The 22827-nt window shown below is 70.4% G+C and carries 18 protein-coding genes and 2 pseudogenes; 5 read left to right on the plus strand and 15 right to left on the minus strand.

The window, feature by feature from the left end; translation table 11 throughout:
* Positions 1-297: 297 nt before the first annotated feature.
* From AB0M46_RS41970 to AB0M46_RS42000, 7 genes and pseudogenes are all read right to left on the minus strand, one after another.
* Positions 298-589 (minus strand): annotated as a pseudogene (locus tag AB0M46_RS41970) (IS5/IS1182 family transposase); the annotation flags it as partial.
* Between the two features lie 240 nt (positions 590-829).
* Complete coding sequence (locus tag AB0M46_RS41975; protein WP_363345477.1) at positions 830-1717, minus strand: glycosyltransferase family A protein; 888 nt, start codon at positions 1715-1717, stop codon at positions 830-832.
* A complete protein-coding gene (locus AB0M46_RS41980; RefSeq protein WP_363345478.1) occupies positions 1714-2511 on the minus strand; it encodes a phosphatase PAP2 family protein in 798 nt (265 codons plus the stop codon). The genes AB0M46_RS41975 and AB0M46_RS41980 overlap by 4 nt, the downstream gene beginning before the upstream one ends.
* A 19-nt stretch (positions 2512-2530) precedes the next feature.
* A complete protein-coding gene (locus AB0M46_RS41985; RefSeq protein WP_363345479.1) occupies positions 2531-3583 on the minus strand; it encodes a hypothetical protein in 1053 nt (350 codons plus the stop codon).
* A gap of 259 nt (positions 3584-3842) precedes the next feature.
* A complete protein-coding gene (locus AB0M46_RS41990; RefSeq protein ID WP_363345480.1) occupies positions 3843-7526 on the minus strand; it encodes a PQQ-dependent sugar dehydrogenase in 3684 nt (1227 codons plus the stop codon).
* Positions 7527-7739: 213 nt separating this feature from the next.
* Positions 7740-8930 carry a methyltransferase domain-containing protein gene (locus AB0M46_RS41995; protein ID WP_363345481.1) on the minus strand — a complete coding sequence of 397 codons (1191 nt, stop codon included), beginning with the start codon at positions 8928-8930 and terminating at the stop codon, positions 7740-7742.
* Entirely contained in the window at positions 8927-9958 is a 1032-nt protein-coding gene (locus tag AB0M46_RS42000) for an SDR family oxidoreductase (protein ID WP_363345482.1), read from the minus strand. The genes AB0M46_RS41995 and AB0M46_RS42000 overlap by 4 nt, the downstream gene beginning before the upstream one ends.
* 204 nt (positions 9959-10162) lie before the next feature.
* Between AB0M46_RS42000 and AB0M46_RS42005 the strand changes: the two genes are divergently transcribed.
* The 3 genes from AB0M46_RS42005 to AB0M46_RS42015 are packed head-to-tail and all read left to right on the plus strand — an operon-like array spanning position 10163 to position 12827.
* Positions 10163-11395: a class I SAM-dependent methyltransferase gene (locus AB0M46_RS42005; protein WP_363345483.1), complete on the plus strand. Its 1233-nt coding sequence runs from the start codon at positions 10163-10165 to the stop codon at positions 11393-11395.
* 8 nt (positions 11396-11403) lie between these two features.
* Complete coding sequence (locus AB0M46_RS42010; RefSeq protein ID WP_363345484.1) at positions 11404-12198, plus strand: sugar phosphate nucleotidyltransferase; 795 nt, start codon at positions 11404-11406, stop codon at positions 12196-12198.
* Positions 12195-12827, plus strand: coding sequence for a PIG-L family deacetylase (locus AB0M46_RS42015; protein WP_363345485.1), 633 nt, complete (start codon positions 12195-12197; stop codon positions 12825-12827). Before AB0M46_RS42010 ends, AB0M46_RS42015 begins: the two co-directional genes overlap by 4 nt.
* 69 nt (positions 12828-12896) lie before the next feature.
* Here AB0M46_RS42015 and AB0M46_RS42020 read toward each other — a convergent pair whose 3' ends face one another.
* The 4 genes from AB0M46_RS42020 to AB0M46_RS42035 form a co-directional block, all read right to left on the minus strand.
* Positions 12897-14270 (minus strand): permease prefix domain 1-containing protein, encoded by a 1374-nt coding sequence (locus AB0M46_RS42020; protein ID WP_363345486.1) that lies wholly within the window; start codon positions 14268-14270, stop codon positions 12897-12899.
* The gene (locus AB0M46_RS42025) at positions 14267-14620 is read right to left on the minus strand and encodes a PadR family transcriptional regulator (protein ID WP_363345487.1); all 354 of its coding nucleotides are present in this window, start codon (positions 14618-14620) and stop codon (positions 14267-14269) included. Before AB0M46_RS42025 ends, AB0M46_RS42020 begins: the two co-directional genes overlap by 4 nt.
* A 109-nt stretch (positions 14621-14729) precedes the next feature.
* Positions 14730-15899 (minus strand): acyltransferase, encoded by a 1170-nt coding sequence (locus AB0M46_RS42030; RefSeq protein ID WP_363345488.1) that lies wholly within the window; start codon positions 15897-15899, stop codon positions 14730-14732.
* Positions 15896-16777: a DUF6492 family protein gene (locus AB0M46_RS42035; protein ID WP_363345489.1), complete on the minus strand. Its 882-nt coding sequence runs from the start codon at positions 16775-16777 to the stop codon at positions 15896-15898. The genes AB0M46_RS42030 and AB0M46_RS42035 overlap by 4 nt, the downstream gene beginning before the upstream one ends.
* Before the next feature lie 71 nt (positions 16778-16848).
* On the opposite strand from AB0M46_RS42035, the pseudogene AB0M46_RS42040 reads away from it, so the two are divergent.
* Positions 16849-17166 (plus strand): annotated as a pseudogene (locus tag AB0M46_RS42040) (glycosyltransferase); the annotation flags it as partial.
* A 240-nt stretch (positions 17167-17406) separates the two neighbouring features.
* Here AB0M46_RS42040 and AB0M46_RS42045 read toward each other — a convergent pair.
* The 4 genes from AB0M46_RS42045 to AB0M46_RS42060 are packed head-to-tail and all read right to left on the minus strand — an operon-like array spanning position 17407 to position 21538.
* A complete protein-coding gene (locus tag AB0M46_RS42045) occupies positions 17407-18879 on the minus strand; it encodes a glycosyltransferase family 4 protein (protein ID WP_363345490.1) in 1473 nt (490 codons plus the stop codon).
* A 29-nt stretch (positions 18880-18908) separates the two neighbouring features.
* Positions 18909-19958: a GNAT family N-acetyltransferase gene (locus AB0M46_RS42050; protein ID WP_363345491.1), complete on the minus strand. Its 1050-nt coding sequence runs from the start codon at positions 19956-19958 to the stop codon at positions 18909-18911.
* A 3-nt stretch (positions 19959-19961) separates the two neighbouring features.
* Positions 19962-20867, minus strand: a complete 906-nt coding sequence (locus AB0M46_RS42055; RefSeq protein WP_363345493.1) for a glycosyltransferase family 2 protein — start codon at positions 20865-20867, stop codon at positions 19962-19964.
* Positions 20864-21538 (minus strand): polysaccharide deacetylase family protein, encoded by a 675-nt coding sequence (locus AB0M46_RS42060; protein WP_363345495.1) that lies wholly within the window; start codon positions 21536-21538, stop codon positions 20864-20866. Before AB0M46_RS42060 ends, AB0M46_RS42055 begins: the two co-directional genes overlap by 4 nt.
* 314 nt (positions 21539-21852) lie before the next feature.
* On the opposite strand from AB0M46_RS42060, the gene AB0M46_RS42065 reads away from it, so the two are divergent.
* On the plus strand, positions 21853-22824 hold the full coding sequence (locus AB0M46_RS42065) for a hypothetical protein (protein WP_363345497.1): 972 nt from the start codon (positions 21853-21855) through the stop codon (positions 22822-22824).
* The last annotated feature ends 3 nt before the right edge of the window (positions 22825-22827 follow it).

A 22827-nucleotide genomic window follows, 5' to 3' on the forward strand; every position in this document is an offset into this window, starting at 1 on the left:
CGCCGCAGCGTCCGGGCGCGCCCGCGCGGGCCGTCGCACACCAACGCCACCGCCGCCGTCACACCGGCCCGCCAGTGCGGCAACACGTCGAACAACCGGCCGCCATCCGCGCTCACCGGCAGCGTATCGCAGCCGGTTCTTACATCTGCCACATCCGGCCGGCTGCCAATTCCGCCGAAGCCCGAGAAAGGCCGCGCACCATCCCAACGCGCCACCGGCGGAGCAATTCAGCGAATACGCACTCACCAGCAGTGCAGAGCGCCAAGCCACCGAACTGCCAGCCACTCACTGTCACGATCACCTCCACGCTGGCCAGAGGCGGCGGCTGGTGGCTCTGCCGTCCCATCGGTAGTGGGTACGGGCGCAGCGGCTGCGAGGTAGTGGTAGAAGTCGACGATGGAGGCGCGGCGGTCGGTGTGGCAGCGGAGCTTGCCGACGTCGTTCATCCATGCCTGGTTAGCTTCCACGACCCAGCGCCAGCCCCTCTGGATCGGGGCGGGCTTCCGCGCCGGGCAATCCGTCCACGCCAGCCACGTCCGGCGAGCAGGTCCCGGATTGATGCAGAGCCGTAACCGGCGTCGAGGTGGACGGCGACCCGGTCAGGCCAGCGGCCGCCAAACTGCGCGTCAGCGGCATCCAGAGTAGACAACTCCCATGCCCGGCCAGGGCCATGCCCACTTCCGTCATCTATGCCCGAAACACCCCGAGTCCGCCCTATTGACGGTCACCCTAAGTCGTGGCGCGCCAGCGCCCGACTTATCGCGAAATCGCCCGATCGCAACGCGCTGACGAGGGCCGCGGAAACGCGTCGGGCAGCACGGGCGACGGGTCAGCGCCGCCCGATGGCCAGCCGGGCGAGCTTGCGCGACTTGTGCGAGACGGTCCGCTGCTGCCGCCGCAGGTACATCCGGTACACCGCCGCCTTCGCCTGCCGGCGCTGGTCCGGCGTCAGCCCCGGCGCCTCCCCCGCCCACTGCAGCAGCTCCCGGCACTGCAGCGTGTTGGAGAAGTGCGACTGCCACGACGGCACGCCCAGGCGCCCGGCGATCGTGCCGATGCGCTCGTGCTTCCAGTGCCGGTGGGCCAGGACCTCCGGGACGTGCCGCCACGGGCCGGCCAGGGCCAGCTTGGCCGCGAAGACCTCGTCCTCGCGCAGCATGTTGCGCCGCGGGATGCCGGCCACCGGGGCGCGGCGCATCATCGCGTAGAGCGGGTCGATCAGGAGGTGGCTCGCGTTGAGCAGGCGCAGCATCTCGCGCAGGCGGGCGATCGGGTCGCCGGAGGCCAGCTCCGTGCCGTCGTACTCGGCCGAGGAGACGCTGCCGTCCGGGGCCTCGTAGGAGATCTGGGTGGTGACGAGCAGCAGGCGGGGGTCCGCGCGGAAGAGGGCCACGGTCTTGGCCGCGTAGAACGGGTCCAGGGTGTCGTCGTCGCCGATCCAGCGGAAGTACTCGCCGTCGGCGTTGACCATCGCGTACTGGAAGTTGCGCAGGATCCCGATGTTCTCCGCCTGCCGGTGGTAGGCGATGCGCCCGTCGGCGCGGGCCAGCTCGCGGCAGACGTCCTCGGTGTCATCGGTCGAGGCGTTGTCGGAGATGACCAGTTGCAGGCTCGGGTAGTCCTGCGAGAGCACCGACTTGACGACCTTCTCGATGTCGCGGCCAGCGTTGCGCACCGGGAGACCGATCGAGACCAGCGGCGACTCAGCGTTCGTCATGACACCTTCCGGCGATGGGTGGCTTCTGCCGATTCGGACCGGGCGAGCAGAACGAGCAACGCCAACGCTACCAACGCCGTGCCGCCCAGTGCGATGGCACAACCGGCCAGAAGCGGACCGGCGAACAGCGCCGCGAGCGCGCAGCAGATCGCCGAGAACCCGTACCCCGCCGCGAGCCGGTAGTGGTACCGCCGCCCCGGCACCCGGCGCAGCCGCCCGCCGCGGTCGAGCACCAGCGTCGCAGCGCTCACCACGAGGAGCGCGATGCAGTCGCTGCCGATGGTATCGCCGGGGCGATGCCAGCCGGCCAGGATCACGGCGACCGCGACGGCGGCGGCGAAGGCCGAGGAGAGCACCAGGGTGGCCAGGCGCCAGCGGTACGGCACCACCAGGACCAGCGCGCACATGATGGCCACCGCGATCGCCGTGTGCCCGCTCGGGAAGCTCTGGTCGTCGCGGCGGTACCCGTGCGGGAGCAGGCGCGGCCGGCTCACCGACAGCTGCACGATCTCGGCGCCGATGACGGTGGCGACCAGGACGACGACGCCGGCCACGCCGACCCGCGGCGCGCGGCGGGCCCAGCCGATGCCGAGCAGGGCGGCGACGGCCAGGACCAGCGAGACCACGTCGGCGGAGAGCACCAGGGTCGCGTGGCGGGAGCCGCCCCGGCCCTCGGCGGCGACGAGCACCGCATCCTCGAAGCGCTGGCCGGGCACGGTGCGCACGGCGAGCGCGTACACGGCGGCGAGCAGCAGCGCGGACCCACAGCCGAGGGCGAGGGCGCGGAGCCACACTCCGCGCCCCCTGGAAGGCTCAGTTACAAGGGAGCGGGCCCACGACCGAAGTGATGTTGTAGTTGTCGTCAATCGTCACCAGCTGGTTGCCTGACCACTCCATCGGCGAGGAACAGTCCGCCTCGATCGGGCCGTAGATCCACGACTTGTTCACGAGGGAGTTGTTCTTCACCACGACGCTACCGCGGGCGTTCTTCACCTGGATGCTGTAGGTGCCACCCATCACCAGATTGTTGGTGACCGTCACGTCGACCGTCTGCTTGTCGACGATGAAGATGGGGGCGGTCACGTCCCTGGCGTCGCGCTGGTCGATGGTCGTGTTGTTCAGGGTCAGGCCGCGGCCCGTCATGTACGTCTGGATGCCGTCCGAGTGATCCCCCGGGTTCGAGCACAGGTGCACGTACGAGCTCTGGATGTTGATGTTGTCGCCCGAGGCGCGGAAGCCGTCGCCGTGCCCGCGGATGTGGACCCGGGTGGCGGTGTAGTTCGACTCACCGATGCCCGGCAGGGTGAGGCAGCCGGTGGCCGGGCCGATCGTGGAATCGCTGATCGAGAATGAGTACTTCTTGCCGCCGTATTCGTCGAGAACGCCGCCGTCGATCTGGCTGTTCGTGATCTTGACGTTGAACGCGGTGATCAGCAGATCGCCCTTGATGTGCACTTTGTCGAGGACCGTGCCGTCCTTTTGCACCCGATACGAATTGCCGCCGTCGTTGCCGGCCAGCTCGGTCAGCTTGACGCCCTTGGGCACGCCGACGTTGGCCGGGGTGGCCCGGGCGCCGGGCGCAGTGTTGCCGGAATTGGGGGGATTCGTTGTTTTCGCGCCGGCTGGCTTTGAGCTCGGAGCGCCGGATGGCAATGCGGAGGCTTGGGCGGAGGCCTGGGCGGAGGCCGGCGCCGAACCGGACGGTTCGACGGATGAATCGGGCTGGCCGCTGGCACTGCCACGGCCGGACTGGTGGCCGGGGGTGCCCTCTACCTTGCAACTCGCGAGCATCAACGCTGCTGCGGCTACCGCGACGAGTGCCGTGGCAACGCCGAGCCGATGAGCCCTGCGCTTCCGGTCGATCACGGTCGAAACACTCCAATTCTGGCGATGTCGTCGATCCTGCAGCGCGATCCATTCTCGCGCCCCGGCCATGCTACCGTCCCGCCGCGCGCGATTGCCCAGCCAACGCAAGAATGCGGCACAAATGCATTCCGACCTGCGCTTTCATTTCTTTGGTAATTCTTAAGTCATCAAAGATCGTCGAAGTAATGTCATTATTCTCGGCGGCCATGTAGCACGGGGCCCGCCCCGCCGTAGCGGAACGGGCCCCGGCAGGATGCCGCTAAGCCGGCGGGTGGAACAGCACGCCGTTGCCGTTTCGCAGCACCGGCTGGTTGAGCGAGTACTGCAGCGCCACCGTGCCGGCCTGGTTCTCGATGCCGACCGTGGCCGCCCCGCCCTGCTCGTAGGTGGTGCCGTCGATGTCGGCCCAGGCGACCGCGATGTCGCCGTTCTCGGAGAAGATCACCTCGAACGACGCGCGGACGCCGGCGGCCTCGAAGAACTGCGCGTTGCGCCACTCGATGACGAACTGCCGGTTCGGCGCGCTGCCGGTGACCGCAGTGCGGACACTGGCCGACGCGTCGATGTTCAGGTCCTCCCAGAACGGGTAGATCGCGCCGTTGGCCTTGCCGGAGGCGGCCGCCGACGGGATCGCCGAGTGGTTCCAGGCCGAGCCGCCGGGCTGCACGAAGCTCACCACGCCGTTGGTGTCGACCCACGCCGAGGTGTACGTCGTGCCGTAGAACTTCACCGGGAACGGCAGCGTGACCTGCTGGTAGTTGTCGTCGCCGGTGAGCGTGAGCACGGTCTGGTCGGCCCGCACGAAGGTCCGCGGGCCCGGCGTGGCCGTGTAGCCGAACGAGTCGCTCAGCGCGATCGACAGGTTCAGCGTGGTCGTGCCGGAGGCTGCGACCGTGGCCGTGCCGCTGGTGCTCTGCCCGCCGGGGGCCGTCGCGGTGACCGTGTAGGTGCCCGCCGCGAGGCCGCTGACGGTGTACGTCCCGTCAGCCCCGGCCGTCGCGGTGGCGCCACCCGGGCTCAGCGCGATCCGCGTGCCGGCGAGCGTGGCGCTCGTGCCGGTCACCCCGACCGTGCCGGTCACCGTGGCGCCGGTGGGCGGCGGCGGGGCGGCCGGCGGGTGGAACAGCACGCCGTTGCCCGTGCGCAGGATCGGCTGGTTCAGCGAGTGCTGCAGCGCCACCGTGCCGTTCGCGTTCTCGATGCCGACGGTGGAGGTGCTGCCCTGCTCGATGGCGAGCGCGTCGATGTCGTTCCAGGCGACCGCGATGTCGCTGTTCTCCTGCAGCACGGTCTCGAACGACACCCGGGCCGACGCGTTGTCGAAGAACCGCACGTTACGCCACTCGACGATGAACTGCCGGTTGGGCGCGGTGCCCGTGACCGCGGTGCGCACGCTGGCCGAGGCGTCGACGTCGAGGTCGGACCACATCGGGTACACGGCGCCGTTGGCCTTGCCGGTGGCCGCGGGCGACGGGATAGCCCCGTGGTCGTAGGCCGAGCCCGCCGGCGGCACGAAGCTCAGCACGCCGTTGGTGTCGGCCCAGGCCGAGGTGTACTGCGTGCCGTAGAACGTGACCGGGAACGGCAGCGACACCTGCTGGTAGTTGTCGTCACCGCTGAGCGTCAGCACCGTCTGGTCGGCCGGGATCCAGGTGCGGGCCCCGGCGGTGCAGGTGTAGCCGTACGAGTCGCCGCAGGCCGGCGCGCTGCCGGTATAGGTGGCCGTGTACGTCGTCGCGGTCGCCGGCGCGGTGACGACGTGCGTCTGCGCGCCGCTGTCCGACCAGGACGAGAAGGCGTACGAGGTGCCGCCCTGCGACTGCGGCGTCGGGGCCGAGATCGAGTTGGTCGAGCCCTGGATCACCGTCATCGAGAACGGCGTCGTCCTCGTCGTCGAGCCGACGGTCAGCTGCAGCCCGGAGGGGCTGGAGTTGAACGCCAGGTTCACCGTCCGGGGCTGGACCGACACGCTCGAGGTGCTGGTCAGCCCGCCCGCGTCGGTGGCGGTGAGCCGGAACTCGACGTAGGAGGGGTACTCGTGGTCCGGCGCGATCACCGAGCCGCTCGCCACCCCGCTGAAGGTGTTCATCGGGTGCTCGTGGCAGTTGTCCGGCGTGATGCAGTGGTGCAGGATCACCTGCCAGCTCAGCGCCGAGGCCGGCAGGGTGCCCTGCTGCGGGTCGGTCGCGTGGCCGGAGAAGCTGATCGTGTTGCCCACCGCCCAGGTGTCCGTGGCCGCCGGGGTGTCGATGAACGCGGTCGGGGCGTCGTTGCCCGACGTGATCGTCTGCGTCTTCGTGCCGGTCGCACCGGCCGTGTCGGTGACGGTGAGCTTCGCGGTGTAGGTGCCGGCGCTGGTGTACGTGTAGGTGCCCGTCGCCGCCGTCGAGTCGACCGTGCCGTCGTTGTTGAAGTCCCAGGCGTACTTCAGCAGGCCCTGGTCGGCCGGGTCGGCGTCCGAGGACGTGGTGCCGTTGAACGTCACCGTCAGCGGCGCGCTGCCCGACGTGGGCGTGGCGGTGAACGCGGCCACCGGCGGCTGGTTGTTCGGGTAGTAGCGGATGCGCCGGATCGTGCCGTTCAGGCTGGCGTAGTACAGCTCACCGCCGGGGCCCATGGCCAGGTCCGTCGGTGCGCTCGCGCCGCCGTCGAAGGTGAGGATGCCGGCCGGGTTGGGCAGGCCGTCGGCGCCGGGCATCATCGCCCAGATGCAGTTACGGCTGTAGTCGGAGAAGAACAGCGCGCCGCCGTACGACGCCGGGTAGGACCCGCCGGTGGCCGGTGCGAAGGCCAGGCCGGAGACCGAGGAGCCGCCGGACGGGCAGCTCTCGCCGGCGACGACCTGGGCGCCGTGGTTGTAGGTGTAGTACGGCGCGGTCTGCCCGGCGCCCGCGTAGAGGCTCTCGCACAGCGTGAGGTCGGCGCTGTCGTAGCCGGGCTGCCTCGCGTTGCCCTCGTAGCACGGCCAGCCGAAGTTGGTCGGCCCGGTGGTCGGGTTGACCACGCGGTCGATCTCCTCCCAGGTGTTCCAGCCGACGTCGCCGGCCCAGACCTCGTTCGTGCCCGGGCGGATCGTCATGCGGAACGGGTTGCGCAGGCCGTGCGCGACGATGCGCCGGGCGTTGGCGTCGGACGAGCCGGAGAGCGGGTTGTTCGGCATCGCCGCGCCGGTGGCCGGGTCGAGCCGCAGGATCGAGCCGTTGAGGCCGGTCGGGTCGCCGGTCGAGCGCACGTCCTGGGAGCGCAGGGCGCCGCCCTCGGCGGTGGGCGGGGTCATCGCGTCGTTCGGCGGGTCGCCGCACGGGTTCTTCGGCGAGCCGAGCTGGCCGTAGTCCACGACGTTGAAGCTGGCCCCGTCGCCGCCGGAGACGTAGAGCGCGCCGTCGGCGCCGAACTTCAGGTCGCCGATGGAGTGGCTGGGGTACTGCTGGCACCAGTCCGAGATGAGCAGCTGCTCGCTGCCGATCATGTGGTTGCCCGACGCGGTCAGCTTGGACAGCCGGGCCGACACGACGCACGAACCGCCGTTGGCGTCGGCGCAGACGTCGTTGTACACCGGAGCGCTCTGCCCGAGCGGCGCGTCGTAGGTGTAGAGCACGTAGACCGACGGGTCGGTCGGGAAGCCGGGCGCCAGCGCGAGGCCGAGCAGGCCGCGGTCCCACTGGTTGTGCACCGCCACGGAAAGGTCGGCGAACACGTCCGGGGTCTGGTCGGCCAGGTTGTCGAAGACCTTGATCTTGCCGCCCTTCTCGGCGACGAAGATGCGGCCGTCGGGCGCGAACTCGATGTTGGTCGGCTGCGTGAGGCCACTGAAGACGATCTGTTCCTGGAACCCGGCCGGCAGCGCCGCGACGGCGGCGTTGCTGCTGGCGATCGGTGTGATGACCGCGGCGACCAGGCTCGCGACCAGCGCCGACCGTAACGCGCGTCGCGTCCGCGACATGCGATCCTCCACTATGGAGTGAGGGGATGGCGGCCGGGTCCCGGGCGATGCGGGGAGGTGCGGCGAACGGGGAACGAGGGCCGGGCCGCGAAGGGTGGTTGCGGACAGACTAACCAGTCACCGCGCCCGCGGTCGTGTCACATTGTTGACGTGAAGAGGCCCCGCACGCTCGCGCCGATGCGAGGATGCGGGGCCCTTGTCGAACGCGTGACGTCAGGCGACGAGGATTTCGGCGGTGACGCCCAGATCGGCCAGGGATTTGGCGATTTCTTCCTTGTACGCCGGGTTGGTGATGACGACCGCCTTGGGCTGCAGCGTGGTGAGCGTCGACGGCGGGTCGACCCGGTGCCCGGTGACCGGCAGGAACCGGCCCCACTTGCGCGGGTTGAGGTCGACGACGCCGGCCAGCTGCAGCTCCCGGTCGGCCAGGGTGAGGAACTGCACGCCCCGCGAGCCCGCGCCCCACAGCACCGGGCGGGCGCCCTCGGCGTCGAGCCGGGCGATGGTGTCCCGCCACTTCCGCCGCTCGGCGTGGTGGCGCTCGCTGAAGCCCGCGATCGCGGCCAGCTGCTTGTCCCGCGCGCGCAGGGAGGGCAGCTCGCCGGTGTGCGCGGCGTGCCCGCCGGCCCGCGGCCGGTTGGCCGAGACCTCGATGTAGCGGAACATGCCGGAGAACAGCGTGCCGGTCGACTCCACCGTCCAGCCCGCCCGGGCGAAGATGGCGGCCAGCGAGTAGGCGTCGAAGTACGACACGTGCGGGTAGATGACCTCCCACCCGGCGGTGGCCAGGTCGTAGACCGCGTCCGGCACCTCGACGTAGCCGAACACCTCGCGCCCCTGGGCCTGCTCGCGCAGGTCGACCAGGAACTCGTAGGGGTCGTCGATGTGCTCGAACCAGTGGCGGGAGGTGAAGAAGTCGTACGGCGGCAGGCCTCCCCCGCGCGGCGCGAACCCGCAGTGGAAGGTGGCCTCACCCTGCTCGCCCTCCACGCCGGCGTACATGGCGTCGTAGCCGACCCCCCGCGCGCCGGCGGTGTGGGTGAGTTCACGCAGGAACTCACCCTGCCCGCACCCGATGTCCAGCACGAGCTTGCCGCCGAGGTCGTAGCGCTCGTTGAGGCTCTCCACCAGCTCGGCCGAGAACTTCTGGAAGGCGGGCGAGAAGTGCAGGTTCGTGTCCATCGTGGTGTCGTAGACCAGCTTGCCGGCCTCGAACTCCAGGTTGCGCACGTAGGCGCAGCGCGGGCAGGCCGCGAGCACCATCCGCCCGACCGGGGACGCGACGGCGTCGCCGTGCGCCTCCCAGTGCACCCCGCACAGCACCGGGATCTCGCCGAGGTCGGCGAAGGGGACGAGCATGTCCTCGCCGCAGGCGTCGCAGACGCGCGGCTCAGGGGCACTCATGCCGCGACCCAGCGCAGGTCGCCGTCGAGCTTGCCGGCCGCCAGCAGCGCCTGGATGCGCTTGATCCGCTGGTGCTTCTCGCTCTTGAACTGCTCGATGGTCAGCCCATGCCGCTGGTAGGCCTCGACGAGCTGCTCGACGCCGAGCTTGACGTTCCACTGCGGCTGGAACTCGGGGATCTCGCGCTCGATGAGGTCGCAGGTCACCCGGTAGTTGCGCAGGTCGGCCCCGGCGCCCTCGGCGAACGTCGGCTCGCTGCCCGGCACCGCCTCGGCGACCAGGTTGGCCACGTCGCGGATGAGGTAGTTCTCGCTGGTGCGCCCGATGTTGTACGCCTTGGCGTGCACGCGGCCGCGGTCGACCTCCATGAGCGCCAGGAACGCCGCGGAGATGTCGTTGATGTGGATGAGCGGGCGCCACGCCATGCCGTCGGAGAGCAGCACGACCTTGCCGGTCAGCAGCGCGTGCGCGGCGAAGTCGTTGACCGCCAGGTCGCCGCGCAGCCGCGGGGAGAAGCCGTAGGCCGTGGAGTTGCGCAGGAACACCGGCGAGAAGTCGTCGTCGGCCAGCTCCAGCAGGCTCTGCTCCGACAGGATCTTCGACTCGCCGTAGGGGGTCACCGGCTGGAAGCCCGCGTTCTCGTCCAGCGGGGTGTCGTCCTCGCCCTTGCCGTACAGCGAGCAGGACGACGAGAACAGGAACCGCTCGACGCCGGCCGCCTTGGCCGCCTTGGCCAGGCGCACCGTCGAGCGGTGGTTGACGTCGTAGGTCAGGTCCGGGTTGAGGTTGCCGAGCGGGTCGTTGCACAGCGCGGCGAGGTGGATCACCGCGTCGAAGCCGGTCACGTGCTCCGGCTCCACGTCGCGCAGGTCGACGCGCAGCGTCTTGACCTCCTCCGGCGCCGGGCCGATCACACAGTCGGCGAAGAGGCCGGTATCGAGACCGACGACCTCGTGGCCCGCTTCGCGGAGTATCGGCACCAGCACGCTGCCGATATATCCGTCGTGGCCGGTGACGAGTACGCGCATGAGCCTGCTCCCGAAAGCTCGAGGATGTTGCCGGGCTGGTGTGTCGGTTTCTTTACTCTGTCGTTTACCGCCGTGCGGAAGTTGCCGCTAGTTTTCTCGTGGCCGGTCGGCAGTCCTGAGATCTGTTCTAAGCTTGCGCGACTTCCATGGCGAGTAGGTTCACCGGCCAGCAGCCTAGCGCCCAACAACTTAGAGGGGGAACGCATGTCCGCTGTCTCATGCCGGCTGTGCGGTGCCGAGCTCACCGAAACCTTCGTCGACCTGGGGATGTCCCCGCTCTGCGAGAGCTACGTCCCGGCCGGCAAGATCGACGCCGCGGAGACGTTCTACCCGCTGCACGTGCGCATCTGCGCGCAGTGCCTGCTGGTCCAGCTTCCGGCATACGTCGCGGGTGAGGAGATCTTCTCCGACTACCTCTACTTCTCCTCCTACTCCACCTCCTGGGTCGAGCACGCCCGCCGGTACGCCGTCGCGATGACCGAGAAGCTCGGCCTAACGGGCGACAGCCTCGTCGCCGAAGTGGCCAGTAATGATGGGTACCTTCTACAGCATTTTGTGGCCGCCGGTATTCCGGTCATCGGCGTTGAGCCCGCCGGAAATGTCGCTGCGGTCGCCCGGGAAAAGGGCGTTCGGACGGAAGTCTGCTTTCTCGGGCCGGAGACGGGCGCGGCCGTCTCCGAACAATACGGACGGGCCGACCTGGTGGCCGCGAACAACGTTTACGCACATATTCCGGACATCGTCGGTTTCTCGCAGGGCCTGGCCAACCTCGTCAAGCCCGAGGGCCTCGTCACACTCGAGTTCCCGCACCTGCTGCGCCTGATCGAGCGTCGGCAGTACGACACCATCTACCACGAGCACTACCAGTACCTGTCGTTGCTGACCGCCTCGCGCGCGCTGGCCAAGGGCGGCCTCACCGTCGTGGACGTGGAGGAGCTGTCCACGCACGGCGGGTCGCTGCGGGTGCACGCCAAGCACACCGAGTTCGCGGGCGAGCCGTCGCTGGCGGTCAAGACGCTGCTGGAGGCCGAGGCCGCGGCCGGGCTGCACACGCTGGAGGGCCACAAGGGCTTCGCCAACGAGGTCTTCACGATCAAGCGCGACCTGCTGACGTTCCTCATGCAGGCCCGGGCCGAGGGCAAGCGGGTCGTCGGTTACGGGGCGCCCGGCAAGGGCAACACGCTGCTCAACCACTGCGGCATCCGCGAGGACCTGCTCGAGTACACGGTCGACCGCTCGCCGCACAAGCAGGGCATGTTCCTGCCCGGCACGCACATCCCGATCCACGCGCCGGAGCGCATCGCCGCCGACCGGCCCGACTACGTCCTGGTCCTGCCGTGGAACCTGCGCACCGAGATCAGCGCGCAGCTGTCCTACGTCAAGGACTGGGGCGGCAAGCTGGTGTACCCGATCCCGGTCCTCGAGGTAGAGGGGTAATCCCGCTCATGAAGGTCGTACTGTTCTGCGGTGGCCTCGGCATGCGCATGCGCGAGGGGGCGAGCAACGTGCCGAAGCCGATGGCGCTCATCGGCGACCGCCCGCTGCTGTGGCACGTCATGCGGTACTACGCACACTTCGGACACACCGACTTCATCCTGGCCCTCGGCTACGGCGCCGCGGTCGTCAAGGACTACTTCCTGCACTACGACGAGACGCTGTCCAACGACTTCACGCTCACCGGCGGCGACCGGGACGTGCAGCTGTTCTCGACCGACATCACGGGCTGGAACATCACGTTCATCGACACGGGCCTGAAGGCCAGCATCGGCGAGCGGCTCATGCGCGTGCGCAAGTACGTCGAGGACGAGCCGATGTTCCTGGCCAACTACGCCGACACGCTCACCGACGCGCCGCTGCCCGAGATGGTGGAGCGGTTCCGCAACTCCGAGGCCACCGTGAGCATGCTCGCGGTACCGCCCGTCTCCACCCACCACGTGGTGGAGATGGACGCCAACGGCTCGGTCTCCCGCGTTCGCGACTTCCGCGAGCTCATGACGTGGGAGAACGGTGGCTACTTCATCCTGCGCCCGGGCATCTTCGACGCCCTGCGCGAGGGTGAGGACATGGTGCCGCACGCCTTCGACCGGCTCATCCCGGAGCGGCGGCTCATGGCGCAGCAGTACGACGGCTTCTGGCGCGCGGTGGACACCTTCAAGGACCGGGCGGAGATGGAAGAGGCGTACAACAGCGGCAACTGCCCGTGGATGCTGTGGGACTCCGTGCGGGGCCCGGCCTCGTGATCGGTTTCTCCCTGACCGGCGTGCGGTCCGTGGTCGCCCTGGGCGCCCACCCGGACGACATCGAGATCGCCGCCGGCGGCCTGCTGCTCTGCCTCCCGGAGGGCGTCACCGTCGACTACGTGCTGGCCACCGGCGTCCCGGCCCGCCAGGCCGAGGCCCGCGCGGCGGCCTCGGCCTTCCTGGCCCACGCCGGCTCGCTGACCTTCCACCTGCACGACCTGCCCGACGGGCGCCTCCCGGCCCACTGGAACGCCACCAAGGAGATCGTCGAGTCCGCCGCCCGCCTGGGCACCCCGGACCTGGTCCTGGCCCCGTCCACGGACGACGCCCACCAGGACCACCGACTGCTGGCCGGCCTGGCGTCCACGGCCTTCCGCAACTCCCTGGTGCTGCACTACGAGATCCCCAAGTGGGACGGCGACATGTCGCGCCGCAACGTGTACGTCCCGTTGACCCCGGACCAGGGCCGCCGCAAGGTCGCCCTGCTCCACGAGCACTTCCCGTCCCAGAAGGCCCGCGACTGGTGGGACGACGAGGTCTTCCTGGGCCTGGCCCGCCTGCGCGGCATGGAGTGCCGGGCCCACTACGCCGAGGCCTACACGGTCACGAAGTCCGTCCTGACGTTCTGAGCGGTGACGCGAAGGGCCCGGCGGCTGCCGGGCCCTTTTGTGTGCACTGGAAACGTGCACTGGAAACGTTCACTGGAACTGGTACAGCGGGGGCAGGATCAGCACCACGGCCCAGGTCCAGGCGGCGTAGGCCGGGAGGTAGCCGGTCTGCCAGCGTTCCAGGGCGGCGAACGGCCGGCGGCGGCGCAGGAAGGCGATCAGCAGCCACGCGGAGATGGCCAGGTTGGCCAGCAGGATGATGTTCTCGCCCAGGGCGGCGGCCTTGTTCGGGGAGTTGCCGTAGCTCACCATCCGGCCGGGCATCTCCGACAGGACCAGCACGTCGATGACGAGGGCGCTGATGACGAGGGCGAGCTGGAGCTTGTCGAACACGCCGGGCGGCTTCAGCGGATCGCGGGCCGACCAGGAGTACAGCAGCAGGCCCAGCACGACGACCAGCAGCAGATCGAACAGGATCAGGGCCTCGCGCTCGATGTCGATGCCGGCCCCGGTGACGCCGGTGGCGACCAGGAAGGCCAGCAGGACCGCGGTGAACAGCGGCGTGAACAGGCGGGTGAGCACCGGGGCGATGTTCTCGACCACGCTCTGCTTGGCCTCGACCAGCCACGCGGCCACGACCGTCGCGGCCATCGCGCCGCAGGGCAGCAGCCATCGCCCGACGAACTCGTTGGCGTCGATGCCGATGGCCGAGAACGTGCCGTACACGAAGGCGATCAGCACGCCGCCGCACAGCGCGATCAGCACGTAGTAGACGATCCACTCCCCCGTAAAGCGGATGAAGTCCATCCGGCGGCGCGAGGAGCGCCACTCGTCGGCGACGTACGCGACGCCGACCGCCAGCCACAGCGCGATCGGCAGGTGGCTGCCAGTGAGCGCCGCCGACTGGGAGTCCATGGCGAGCCCGTAGGCGTTGGCCGCGACCGCGCCGAGGCCGAACAGCGCGACGAGGACCCCGATCAGCGGCGGGCGCAGCCGCCGGCGCCAGGCGAGGAAGCCGGCCACCCAGGGCAGCGCGAACAGCGACACGTTGCGCGCGTAGAAGAGCCCGTCGTCGTCGGAGTCCACGAACAGCTCGGGCAGCTTGATGGACGCCGCCGCCCCCACCGCGCACAGCACCATGACAAGCGGCGTGGCGTCGCGCCCGGTCTCGGCGCCGTCGGGCTCGCCGGTCAGCACCAGCTGCTTCCACAGCCGGTCGGAGTGCTCGCGGGCGAACTCCCGCGACAGCTCGTCGAGGCTGCCCATCCGCTTCACGGCGACGAGGAACGCCTCCTCGGGCCGCAGGCCGACGCCGGTCAGCTCGTCGACGGAGGCGCGCAGGTGGTCCTCGAGCTCCTCGACGTCGGTGTTGCGAAGCTCGCGGCGGCGATGGACATACTGCCGCCACTGCGCGAACTGTGCCTCGAGCTCGTCGGGCGGTGGCTGCGTCTCGAGATTCGTCATGCGAGGCCCTCCATGGGGCGGGACGTGTGCGGCCACAGCTCCTTGAGGGTGCCGACGACCGCGCTCCACTGGCGCCGCTGCTCGGCCAGTTCGGCCCGGCCGGCCTCGGTGATGCGGTAGTACTTGCGCCGCCGTTCCCCGGCCGCCGCCCGCCAGCCGGCCTCCACGAAGCCGGACCGCTCGAGCCGGTGCAGCAGCGGGTACAGCAGCCCCTCGGTCCACTCGAGCTCCCCGCCGGAGAGCTCGGTGACGCGCCGGAGGATGGCGTAGCCGTAGCTCTCCCCCTCGGCGAGGATGCCCAGCACCATGGGCGTCGACGAGGCCGCGACGAGGTCCTTGGCAACCTTCACGCCGATCCACCTCCCGCCGATACCCTTGAACTTCGATGCATAGTAGTTCTAGGTATACGGGCGGGCAAGATGCCCGCCGGGGACCGTTGCACGGTCCCCGGTCAGGACGTCAGGGAGTGGCCGGCTCGGGGGCCGGGCGGCGCAGCAGGGCGGCCCGCAGCGAGGGCCAGTCGCGGTAGCGCTGGAACGGCAGCTCGAAGAAGCGCGAGAACGACCACGCGAAGGCGATCGACAAGGGGGCGGCCACGCCGGCCAGGGCCCAGAAGGCGGGCTGCCCCGAGGCGAAGCGGCCGTCGATCAGCTTGAAGTACACGGCCACGACGATCGGGGCGTGGGTCAGGTACAGGCTGTAGGAGAACGAGCCGAGCGAGCGCAGCGGGCGGGTGTCCAGGAACCGGACCAGCGGGCGCGGGCGGGCGGTCGCCACGGCGGCCAGCAGCAGGGCCACGGCCGGGCCGAGGGCCATGTCGATCCAGAAGTAGTGCGTGATGGTCCACACCGAGCCGTTCACCACCATCAGCGCCACGACCGGGGCGGCGGCCAACAGCGCGAGCCACTGGTACGGCAGGCGGTAGACGCGGTCGCTCGCCCGCAGGACGGCGGCGGCGATCAGGCCGAGGGTGAAGAGCACGGCGAACTCGGGGGTGAAGCGCATCAGCATGTCGACGACCGAGACGCGCGGGGCCAGGACGCCGACGGTGGCGACGACCAGGGTCACGGCGGTCAGCAGGACGACGGCGCCCGCGCGGCGCAGGAGGACGAGCAGCAGCGGGAAGACGATGTACAGCTGGGCCTCGATGGCGATGGACCAGAAGGCGCCGTTCGGCGACGGTGAGCCGAAGACGTCCTGCAGCAGCAGGCCGAAGATGAGGACCGACTTGCCGGTCGGGGGCGGGGTCTCCGGCTGCGGGACGATCGTCCAGGCGATGATCAGGCTGAAGACCAGCGCGGCCCAGTACGGGGGCAGGATGCGCCAGGCGCGGCGGTGCGCGAAGCGCTTGGCCCCGCCGAGCTGCCAGTCGCGGCGGGCCGGGGCCACGCCCAGCGAGAAGCCGGACAGGGTGATGAAGACGACCACGGCGAGGTGGCCGTAGATGAGCCACGCCAGGTACAGCGGGCCGTGCGTGGCCGGGTAGCCCGGGAACGCCAGCAGCCAGCAGTGGTGCAGCATCACGCACAGGGCCGCCACGCCGCGGATGCCGTCCAGGCCCACCAGCCGGGGGCGCCTGACCGCGGGCTGGACGACGGTGGGCTCCTCGGAGGAGGCGAGCGCGGTCATCGCGACCCCACGATCTCCGCCACCCGCGCGATGGCGGCCCGGCGCGGCTCGATCGGCGTGTCGGACTTCGCCGAGATCATCATGGCGACCGCATCGGGGCCGATCTCGCCGGCGAACTTCACGGCCTCGTCGGCGCTCAGCGGGGAGCGCTGCCAGTTGTTGTGGCAGACCGTGATGTCCGACGGGAGCAGCTCCTTGCCGGCGTGCAGGACCTCGTCGACGAACACGCCGTACAGGATGAACTCGGAAATGTGCAGCTGGCTGTTGAAGACGTCCAGCCAGTTGCGGCCGGTCGCCTTCTCGATGTGCTGCTGCATGGCGCGGACCACGGCGGGCTCCCAGGCGTTGAGGGGGCTCACGTAGTCGGGCAGCGGCGGGGGCGGCGCGGGGGGAAGGCCGAAGAGCTCGCGGGCCACCCGGTGCCAGATGACGTGGCGCTCCATGTCCGCGGTGACGCCGCCGTCCTCGCGGTACAGCCACCGGCGCCCCTCGACCTGGAAGCGGTCGGCGGTCGTCGGGCGGACGAAGACGACGTCGGAGTCGGCCATGAGGACCAGGTCGGCGTCGAGGTCGCCGGCGGCGGCGAGCTTGATGGTCTGCTGCATGATCCAGCCGCGCACCGGCGGCCACGGGCGGCGCACGTTGACGTGGTAGTTCATGCGGGGCACCGGGCGGTACCGGCGCGGCAGCATCGAGCTGCTCGTGCGCACCCTGCAGCGCGGACCCTCGTACTTGGAGAACAGCGCCAGGTCCGCCTCCGAGACGAAGACGTGGTGCACCGTGTCGGCGGGGGTGAACCGCAGGACCGAGGCGTGCAGCAGGTCGAAGAGCTCGGCGTCCGGCCGATAGGTCGGGGTGATGACGGCCAGTTCGGTCATGAGCGACATACTCCGATCGGGCGCGGGTGCATGGCCGCTATCGTGTGCAGCGGCCTGAGGAGGTTGGTCCGGTGGTCAGCATCGTCATCCCCGCCCACAACGAGGCGGCCGTGATCGAGCACAACCTGCGCCGCTTGCTCGAAGGCACCGAGCCCGGCGAGTTCGACGTCATCGTGGTGCCGAACGCCTGCACCGACGGTACCGCCGACGCGGCCAGAAGGGTGCCCGGGGTGCGCGTGATCGAGTCCGGGGTGCCGGGCAAGGTGCCGGCGCTGCGGCTGGGCGACGAGGCCTGCCGGACGTTCCCGCGGGTGTACCTCGACGCGGACGTCGAGCTGACCGCCGGCGCGGTGCGCGCGCTGGTCGCCGCGTGCGCCCGCCCGGGCGTGCTGGCCTGCTCGCCGGTGCCCGAGTTCGACCTGAGCCGGGTGGGTGCGCTGATCGGCCGGGTGCACAAGGTGCACGACCGGATGATCGCCCCGACCCGGGCGCTGGCCGGGGCCGGCGTCTACGTGCTCACCGAAGAGGGTCACGGCCGGGTCTTCCCGATGCCCGATGTGATCTCCGACGACGGCTGGGTGCACGCCAGCTTCGCCCCGCACGAGCGGGCCGTGGTGACCGAGGCACGCTCACTGGTCAAACCGGCGCGGACCATCGCGGCGCACCTCAACCGACGGGTCCGGGTGCGCCGTGGGAACCGGCAGCTGGCCGCCCTCAAGGGGCCCGGTGGGGAAGCCGGTCTGGGACTGGGCGGCCTGGTACGCCTGGTGCGCCGCCGCAGCGTGAGCCCCGTCGACGCCACCGCGTACCTGAGCGTGATGGTCCTGGACAAGACCGTCAGCCGGATGCGCCGGGACCGCGCCGGCTGGGGCAGCGACCTGAGCACCCGATGAACGGCGTTGCCCCGGAATCACCGATTTGCCCTCGACCGCCTTCTCGTAGGCCGCCACCAGGTTGGCCTTCGAGACCTCCCACGACAGCGGGCCGCTGACCCGGGCGCGGCCGATCTCGCCCATGCGCCGGCGCTCCTCGGGGTTGTCGAGGAGGTACGACGTCAGCTTCGCGAACGCCGACTCGTCGTTGGCCGGGGCGTAGAGGGCGGCCTCGCCGGCCGAGACCCGCGCCTCGCGCAGCTCGAAGCTGACGATCGGCCGGGACATGGCCATGTACTCCATGATCTTGTTCATCGTGGAGACGTCGTTGAGCGGGTTGAGCGGGTCGGGCGACAGGCACACGTCGGCGGTGGAGAGGTACCGCAGCAGGTCCTCATCGGGAATCCGCCCGGTGAACGTCACCACGTCGGCCAGCCCGAGCTCGCGGGCCAGCTCCTGCATCTGCTCGAACGTGTCGCCGGCCCCGACGAACGCGGCGTGCCAGTCGGTGCGCCCGACCTCGTCGCGCAGCTTGGCCAGGGCCCGCAGCGCGTAGTCGACGCCGTCCTGCGGCCCCATGACGCCGAGGTAGCACAGCAGGTAGGGCTTGCCCTTCTTGATCGACTCGTCGGCCGGCACCATGTGGAAGCGCTCGACGACGGGCGCGCTGCGCACCACGAACACCTGGTCGGGGCGCTTGCCCCCGCGGGTGATGGCGGCCTGGCGGTAGCTCTCGTTGGTGGCGATGACGACGTCGGCGGCGTCGTAGGTGGCCTTCTCCGCCCGCAACACGCCCCGGTAGAGCAGGTCCTTGCCGCGGTTGAACCGGGACAGGTACAGCTCCGGCACGAGGTCGTGCTGGTCGAAGACGAAGCGGCTGCCGTACTGCTTCTTGAGCCGGTTGGCCACGACGTAGAGGATGTCCGGCGGGTTGCAGGCGTGCACGACGTCGACCGGGCCGACCTTCTTGGCCAGGCGCAGCGTGTGGCGCAGCGCGTTGCCGTACTCCTTGACGTAGCCGACGGGCCCGCCGGTCGCCGCCTCGAGCGGGTACCGGTGGATCTTGATGCCGTCGATCTCCGCGTAGGGCTCGGTGTCGCGCTTGGTGCCCTGCGGGCAGATCACGATCACCTCCCAGCCGGCGTCGCGCAGCGCGAGACTCTCCTGCCACACGCGCCGGTCGAACGGCACGGACAGGTTCTCGACCAGGATCAGGGCCCTTCTGCCCATGTGCATCGCTCCCCAGGTAATGCGCGCGGCTAGCGCTTGATCGTGCGCAGCTTGCGCACGACGCGGCGCAGCTGCGGGCCGAGCGGCGAGTCCTTCGCCGCGGTGACCAGGGACTCGCGGGCGGCCCGCAGTGCACGACGGGCCGTGCTGCGGGTGACCATGCCCTGGCAGACCGGGGTCTCACCGGTTTTCGCCCGGCGCTTGTACTCGTCGTCACCCCGGCCGAGGTCGATGCGCGTAAAGCCGAACTGCGGCGCGGCCATGACCAGCTCGCGCAGCAGCATCCAGCCGGGCGCGAGGCCGGCGTGGGCCGGGTCGTAGACCGGGAACCACCAGTGCAGGACGCCGCCGGCCCGGATGCCGAAGTGGGCGGCCAGCAGCGTGTCGCCCGCGTGCAGGGTCGAGAGGATCCCCGCGAACTCGGTACCACGGGTGCGCAGCAGCGCGGTGAGCAGTTCCTCGCGGCCGGGCTCGGCGAAGTAGTCCTTGGCGCCGGTGGCCGCGTACTGGGCCCGCTTGAGCTCGATCACCTTGGCCAGGTCGCCCTCGTCGAGCGAGTCGGCGACGAAGCGGACCGGGCCGATCTCGCGCTCGGCCTTGTTCGCCCGCCGGCGCGCCTGCCCCATGTTGTCCTTGCCGGACTTGGAGGCGCGGGCCAGGTACCCGTCGAGGCCGCCGGCGCAGTCCACCAGGGGCGAGGGCCGGCTGCCGGTGACCCACGGCCGGAAGTCCTCGGCCAGCTCCAGCAGGTGGTCGAACTCCAGCGCCCGCACGCCGTCGCCGAGCAGCCGGGCGACCGGGAAGGCGGTGCCGGGGGCCAGGATCGGGCCCTGGAAGTCGGCGCCGGGCCAGCCGACCGGGCGCAGCACGGCGCCGTCGCGGTGCACCGGGAAGAGGCTCTCCACCTCACCGGTCGGGCCGGTGCCGACGTACACCTGCACCGGGTTGCCGGCCGCGTGCACGGCGGCGGCGAAGCCGGGGTGGAAGTAGGGGCTGTCCAGCTGCGGGTTGACGGCGCGCAGCTTGTGCCAGGCGTCGAGCTGGGCCGTGCTGAGCTGGTCGAACGGAACCGCCTTCACGCGTCAGTCTCCGAGGCTCGGCTTGCGGTTGGGATGCATGAGAGCGGCCAGCGAGGCGCGCGAGGTGCGCCGGCCCCGCAGGGCGCGCACTCCCTCGCCGAGCGTCACGGCGGCGTAGTACGCCGACGCGCTGGCCAGGTTGTTGCGCCGCTTGAACAGCCGGACCTTGTTGACCACGAGCAGCGCGGCCAGCTTCGGGTTGGTGCTCGACTCGCCGCCGATGTGCTCGACCACGGCCCTCGGGTCGTACCACAGCGACCAGCCATGATCGCCCGCGCGCAGCGCGTACTCGGTCTCCTCACTGTAGAGCAACAGCGACTCGTCCCAGTCGCCGATCTCGCGCACCATGTCCGCGCCCAGCAGCATCGCCGCGCCGGTGGCCCAGGCCGCGGCGTGCGGCTGCTCGTACTCGCGCGGGTCGGCGATGAGCTCGCCGATGCGCCCGATGTGCCCGGCCTTGGCCCCGATGACCGCCTCGGCCAGCGCCCGCGCGACGGTCGGCTTGCGCCGCAGCGAGGGCTGCAGGGTGCCGTCAGGGTTGAGGATCTTCGGCACGACGATCCCCCGCCGCGGCTCACGCAGCGCCTCGGTGAGGATGCGCAGCGTGTCCGGGCGCAGCCGGGTGTCCGGGTTCATCACCCAGACCGCGTCGTACTTCTCCTCCGCCAGTGTCGCCACGCCCGCGTTGACCGCGGCCGCGTAGCCGGCGTTGCGCCCGGTCTGCACCGAGCGGATCGGCAGCCGGTCGGCCGCCGCGAGCGTGAGGGCGACGGAGTCGTCGCGGGAGTTGTTGTCGACGACCACGACCCGGGTGATGTCGACGCCCTCGGAGGGCAGAAGCGACGCCAGGCAGCCCGGCAGGACTTCGGCGCTGTTGTACGTCACGATCACGATCGCGATGCTGGTCACGGCGCTCCACGGAGTCGTTTGACATTGCGCGCGGCGAACCGGCGCGCGAGGACCTTGGGCGATTCCGAGCCGTTGAGCACCCGCTCGACCCATTCGGCGTCCAGGTCGTGGCGGATGCTGTTGCGCGACTGCAGCCACTGGTCGGCCTGTGCGCGGCCGCCGTCGCTGGTGTAGACGCGGGTGACGCCGGCCTTGCGCAGCCGGTTGAGCACGATCCGGTCGTACGAGCCGAAGGGTACGGCCACCTCGGTCACCGGGTGACCGGTGATCTCGCCGAGCAGCCGATGGGCGTCGTCGAGCTCCTCCTGTACCTGCTCCTCGGAGATGCGCCGCCAGTCGCGGTGCGCCCAGCCGTGGGAGCCGACCTCCATCCCGGCGGCGAGCAGTTCCCGCACGCCGTCGACGTCGAGCCGGCCGGGCTTGCCGAACTCGCCGGCCAGCACGAAGAACTGGGCCTTGAGGCCCCGCTCGAGCAGCCGCGGCAGGCCCACCTCGAGGTCCGAGGCGTTGCCGTCGTCGAACGTGATCCGCACGTCGTCCCGGCCCACCGCCGCGTCCAGCATCCGCTCGTACTGCTCGACGCTCACCCACGTGCCGTCTTCGCCGGGGTCGAGCGTCCTGACAGTCGGGCCGATTCCGTGCACGGTGATGTTGACGACCGAAGTCGGCATACCGGCGGATCCCTCCAAATGCACTTGTTCACCCTGGCGTGAACTTTGGTGATACCCCGCTAGGGCCGACGCGATCGTGGTCTGCGGGGTACTGGATGGGTAATCGGTTGATCGGACGAACGTTTGTCGCCAACCCGACATGAGCCTAATTCACAGCGTTCGCCCAGCCAAAGGCCGATTCGCGGGCTGGCAACGAGGAAGTAGGGTGTCGGGCGAGCGGCCCGCCCCGTTCTTGCCGTCCAGCTGAGACGACTGGACACTGAAGGCGCACGACACGGGGGCGCACCGACACGAGGCCAGCGCGCGGCGCGGTCATGGAGAGGACGACGTTGGACTTCTGGGACATCACAAAGCTGCTCGTGCGACGCTGGCAGATCGCGTTGCCGATGCTGCTGCTGTCCGCCGTCATCACCGGCGTGACGGTCAGCCAGGTGAAGCCCGACTACGTCGGAACCGCCTACGTGCAACTGGTGCCGCCCGCCCCGGCCAAGAACACCACGCCGGAGCAGCAGCTCACGAGCGCCGACCAGCGCAACCCCTGGCTCTCCCAGGGCCTGCAGACGCTGGGCAACGCCGCGATCGTGCAGGCGCTGGACCAGACCGTCGTGGACGAGTTCAAGCGCACCGGCTACGCCGACACCTACACGGTGACCATGGGGCAGAACTCCCCGCTGGTCACCTTCGAGATCACCGGCACGTCGGCCCGCCAGGCGCGGGACACGGCCGAGAAGCTCGTCACCATCTTCACCGACAGCGTCGCGCGGCTGCAGACGTCGCTCGGCGTCGGCGAGAGCAGCCTGATCACGGTCAAGCGGCTCGACCTCGGCGCCAACGTCAAGAAGTCGACGTCGAAGGTCAAGCGCGCGCTCGTCGCCGTGGCCGCGGCCGGGCTCCTGCTCACCGCCGGCATCACGATCGGCGGCGACGCCTGGCTGCGCCGGCGCAACAACCGCCGGCGCAACGAGGAGGAGGGCTACGAGTCCTCCTCGACCACCGCTCCCCTGCCGGCCCCGCCGGTCTCGGCCCGCGCCGGCACCGCGATGCGCGGCGGCGCCCCGGACAACGGCGGCGGCATGCGGGACGGCCACCAGGTGCCGGTGGTCGCCGGCGCGGCGGCCGGACAGGCCGCGGGGGACGCCGGGCTCACCGTGCAGTACCAGCGGCCGGCCAGCTGGGAGACGCGCGATCGCGAGGTGGAGAAGGCGCCCGACGCCGACTCGACCGTGATCATCCCGTTGTCCGCGATGCCCCCGAAGCCGACGGCTACGCGCGGCAAGTCGAGCTAAGCG

Origin of the sequence: Dactylosporangium sp. NPDC051485, assembly GCF_040682015.1 — a bacterium.
Taxonomy (GTDB): Bacteria; Actinomycetota; Actinomycetes; order Mycobacteriales; family Micromonosporaceae; genus Dactylosporangium.

Excerpts from the sequence above, each read along its gene's own strand:
- AB0M46_RS42060 (WP_363345495.1), bottom strand. The coding sequence starts at position 21,538 with ATGCCGACTTCGGTCGTCAACATCACCGTGCACGGAATCGGCCCGACT.
- AB0M46_RS41995 (WP_363345481.1), bottom strand. The coding sequence starts at position 8,930 with ATGAGTGCCCCTGAGCCGCGCGTCTGCGACGCCTGCGGCGAGGACATG.
- AB0M46_RS42030 (WP_363345488.1), bottom strand. The coding sequence starts at position 15,899 with ATGACCGCGCTCGCCTCCTCCGAGGAGCCCACCGTCGTCCAGCCCGCG.
- AB0M46_RS42035 (WP_363345489.1), bottom strand. The coding sequence starts at position 16,777 with ATGACCGAACTGGCCGTCATCACCCCGACCTATCGGCCGGACGCCGAG.
- AB0M46_RS41990 (WP_363345480.1), bottom strand. The coding sequence starts at position 7,526 with ATGTCGCGGACGCGACGCGCGTTACGGTCGGCGCTGGTCGCGAGCCTG.
- AB0M46_RS42020 (WP_363345486.1), bottom strand. The coding sequence starts at position 14,270 with ATGACGAATCTCGAGACGCAGCCACCGCCCGACGAGCTCGAGGCACAG.
- AB0M46_RS42010 (WP_363345484.1), top strand. The coding sequence starts at position 11,404 with ATGAAGGTCGTACTGTTCTGCGGTGGCCTCGGCATGCGCATGCGCGAG.
- AB0M46_RS42005 (WP_363345483.1), top strand. The coding sequence starts at position 10,163 with ATGTCCGCTGTCTCATGCCGGCTGTGCGGTGCCGAGCTCACCGAAACC.
- AB0M46_RS42000 (WP_363345482.1), bottom strand. The coding sequence starts at position 9,958 with ATGCGCGTACTCGTCACCGGCCACGACGGATATATCGGCAGCGTGCTG.
- AB0M46_RS42065 (WP_363345497.1), top strand. The coding sequence starts at position 21,853 with ATGGAGAGGACGACGTTGGACTTCTGGGACATCACAAAGCTGCTCGTG.
- AB0M46_RS41975 (WP_363345477.1), bottom strand. The coding sequence starts at position 1,717 with ATGACGAACGCTGAGTCGCCGCTGGTCTCGATCGGTCTCCCGGTGCGC.
- AB0M46_RS42045 (WP_363345490.1), bottom strand. The coding sequence starts at position 18,879 with ATGGGCAGAAGGGCCCTGATCCTGGTCGAGAACCTGTCCGTGCCGTTC.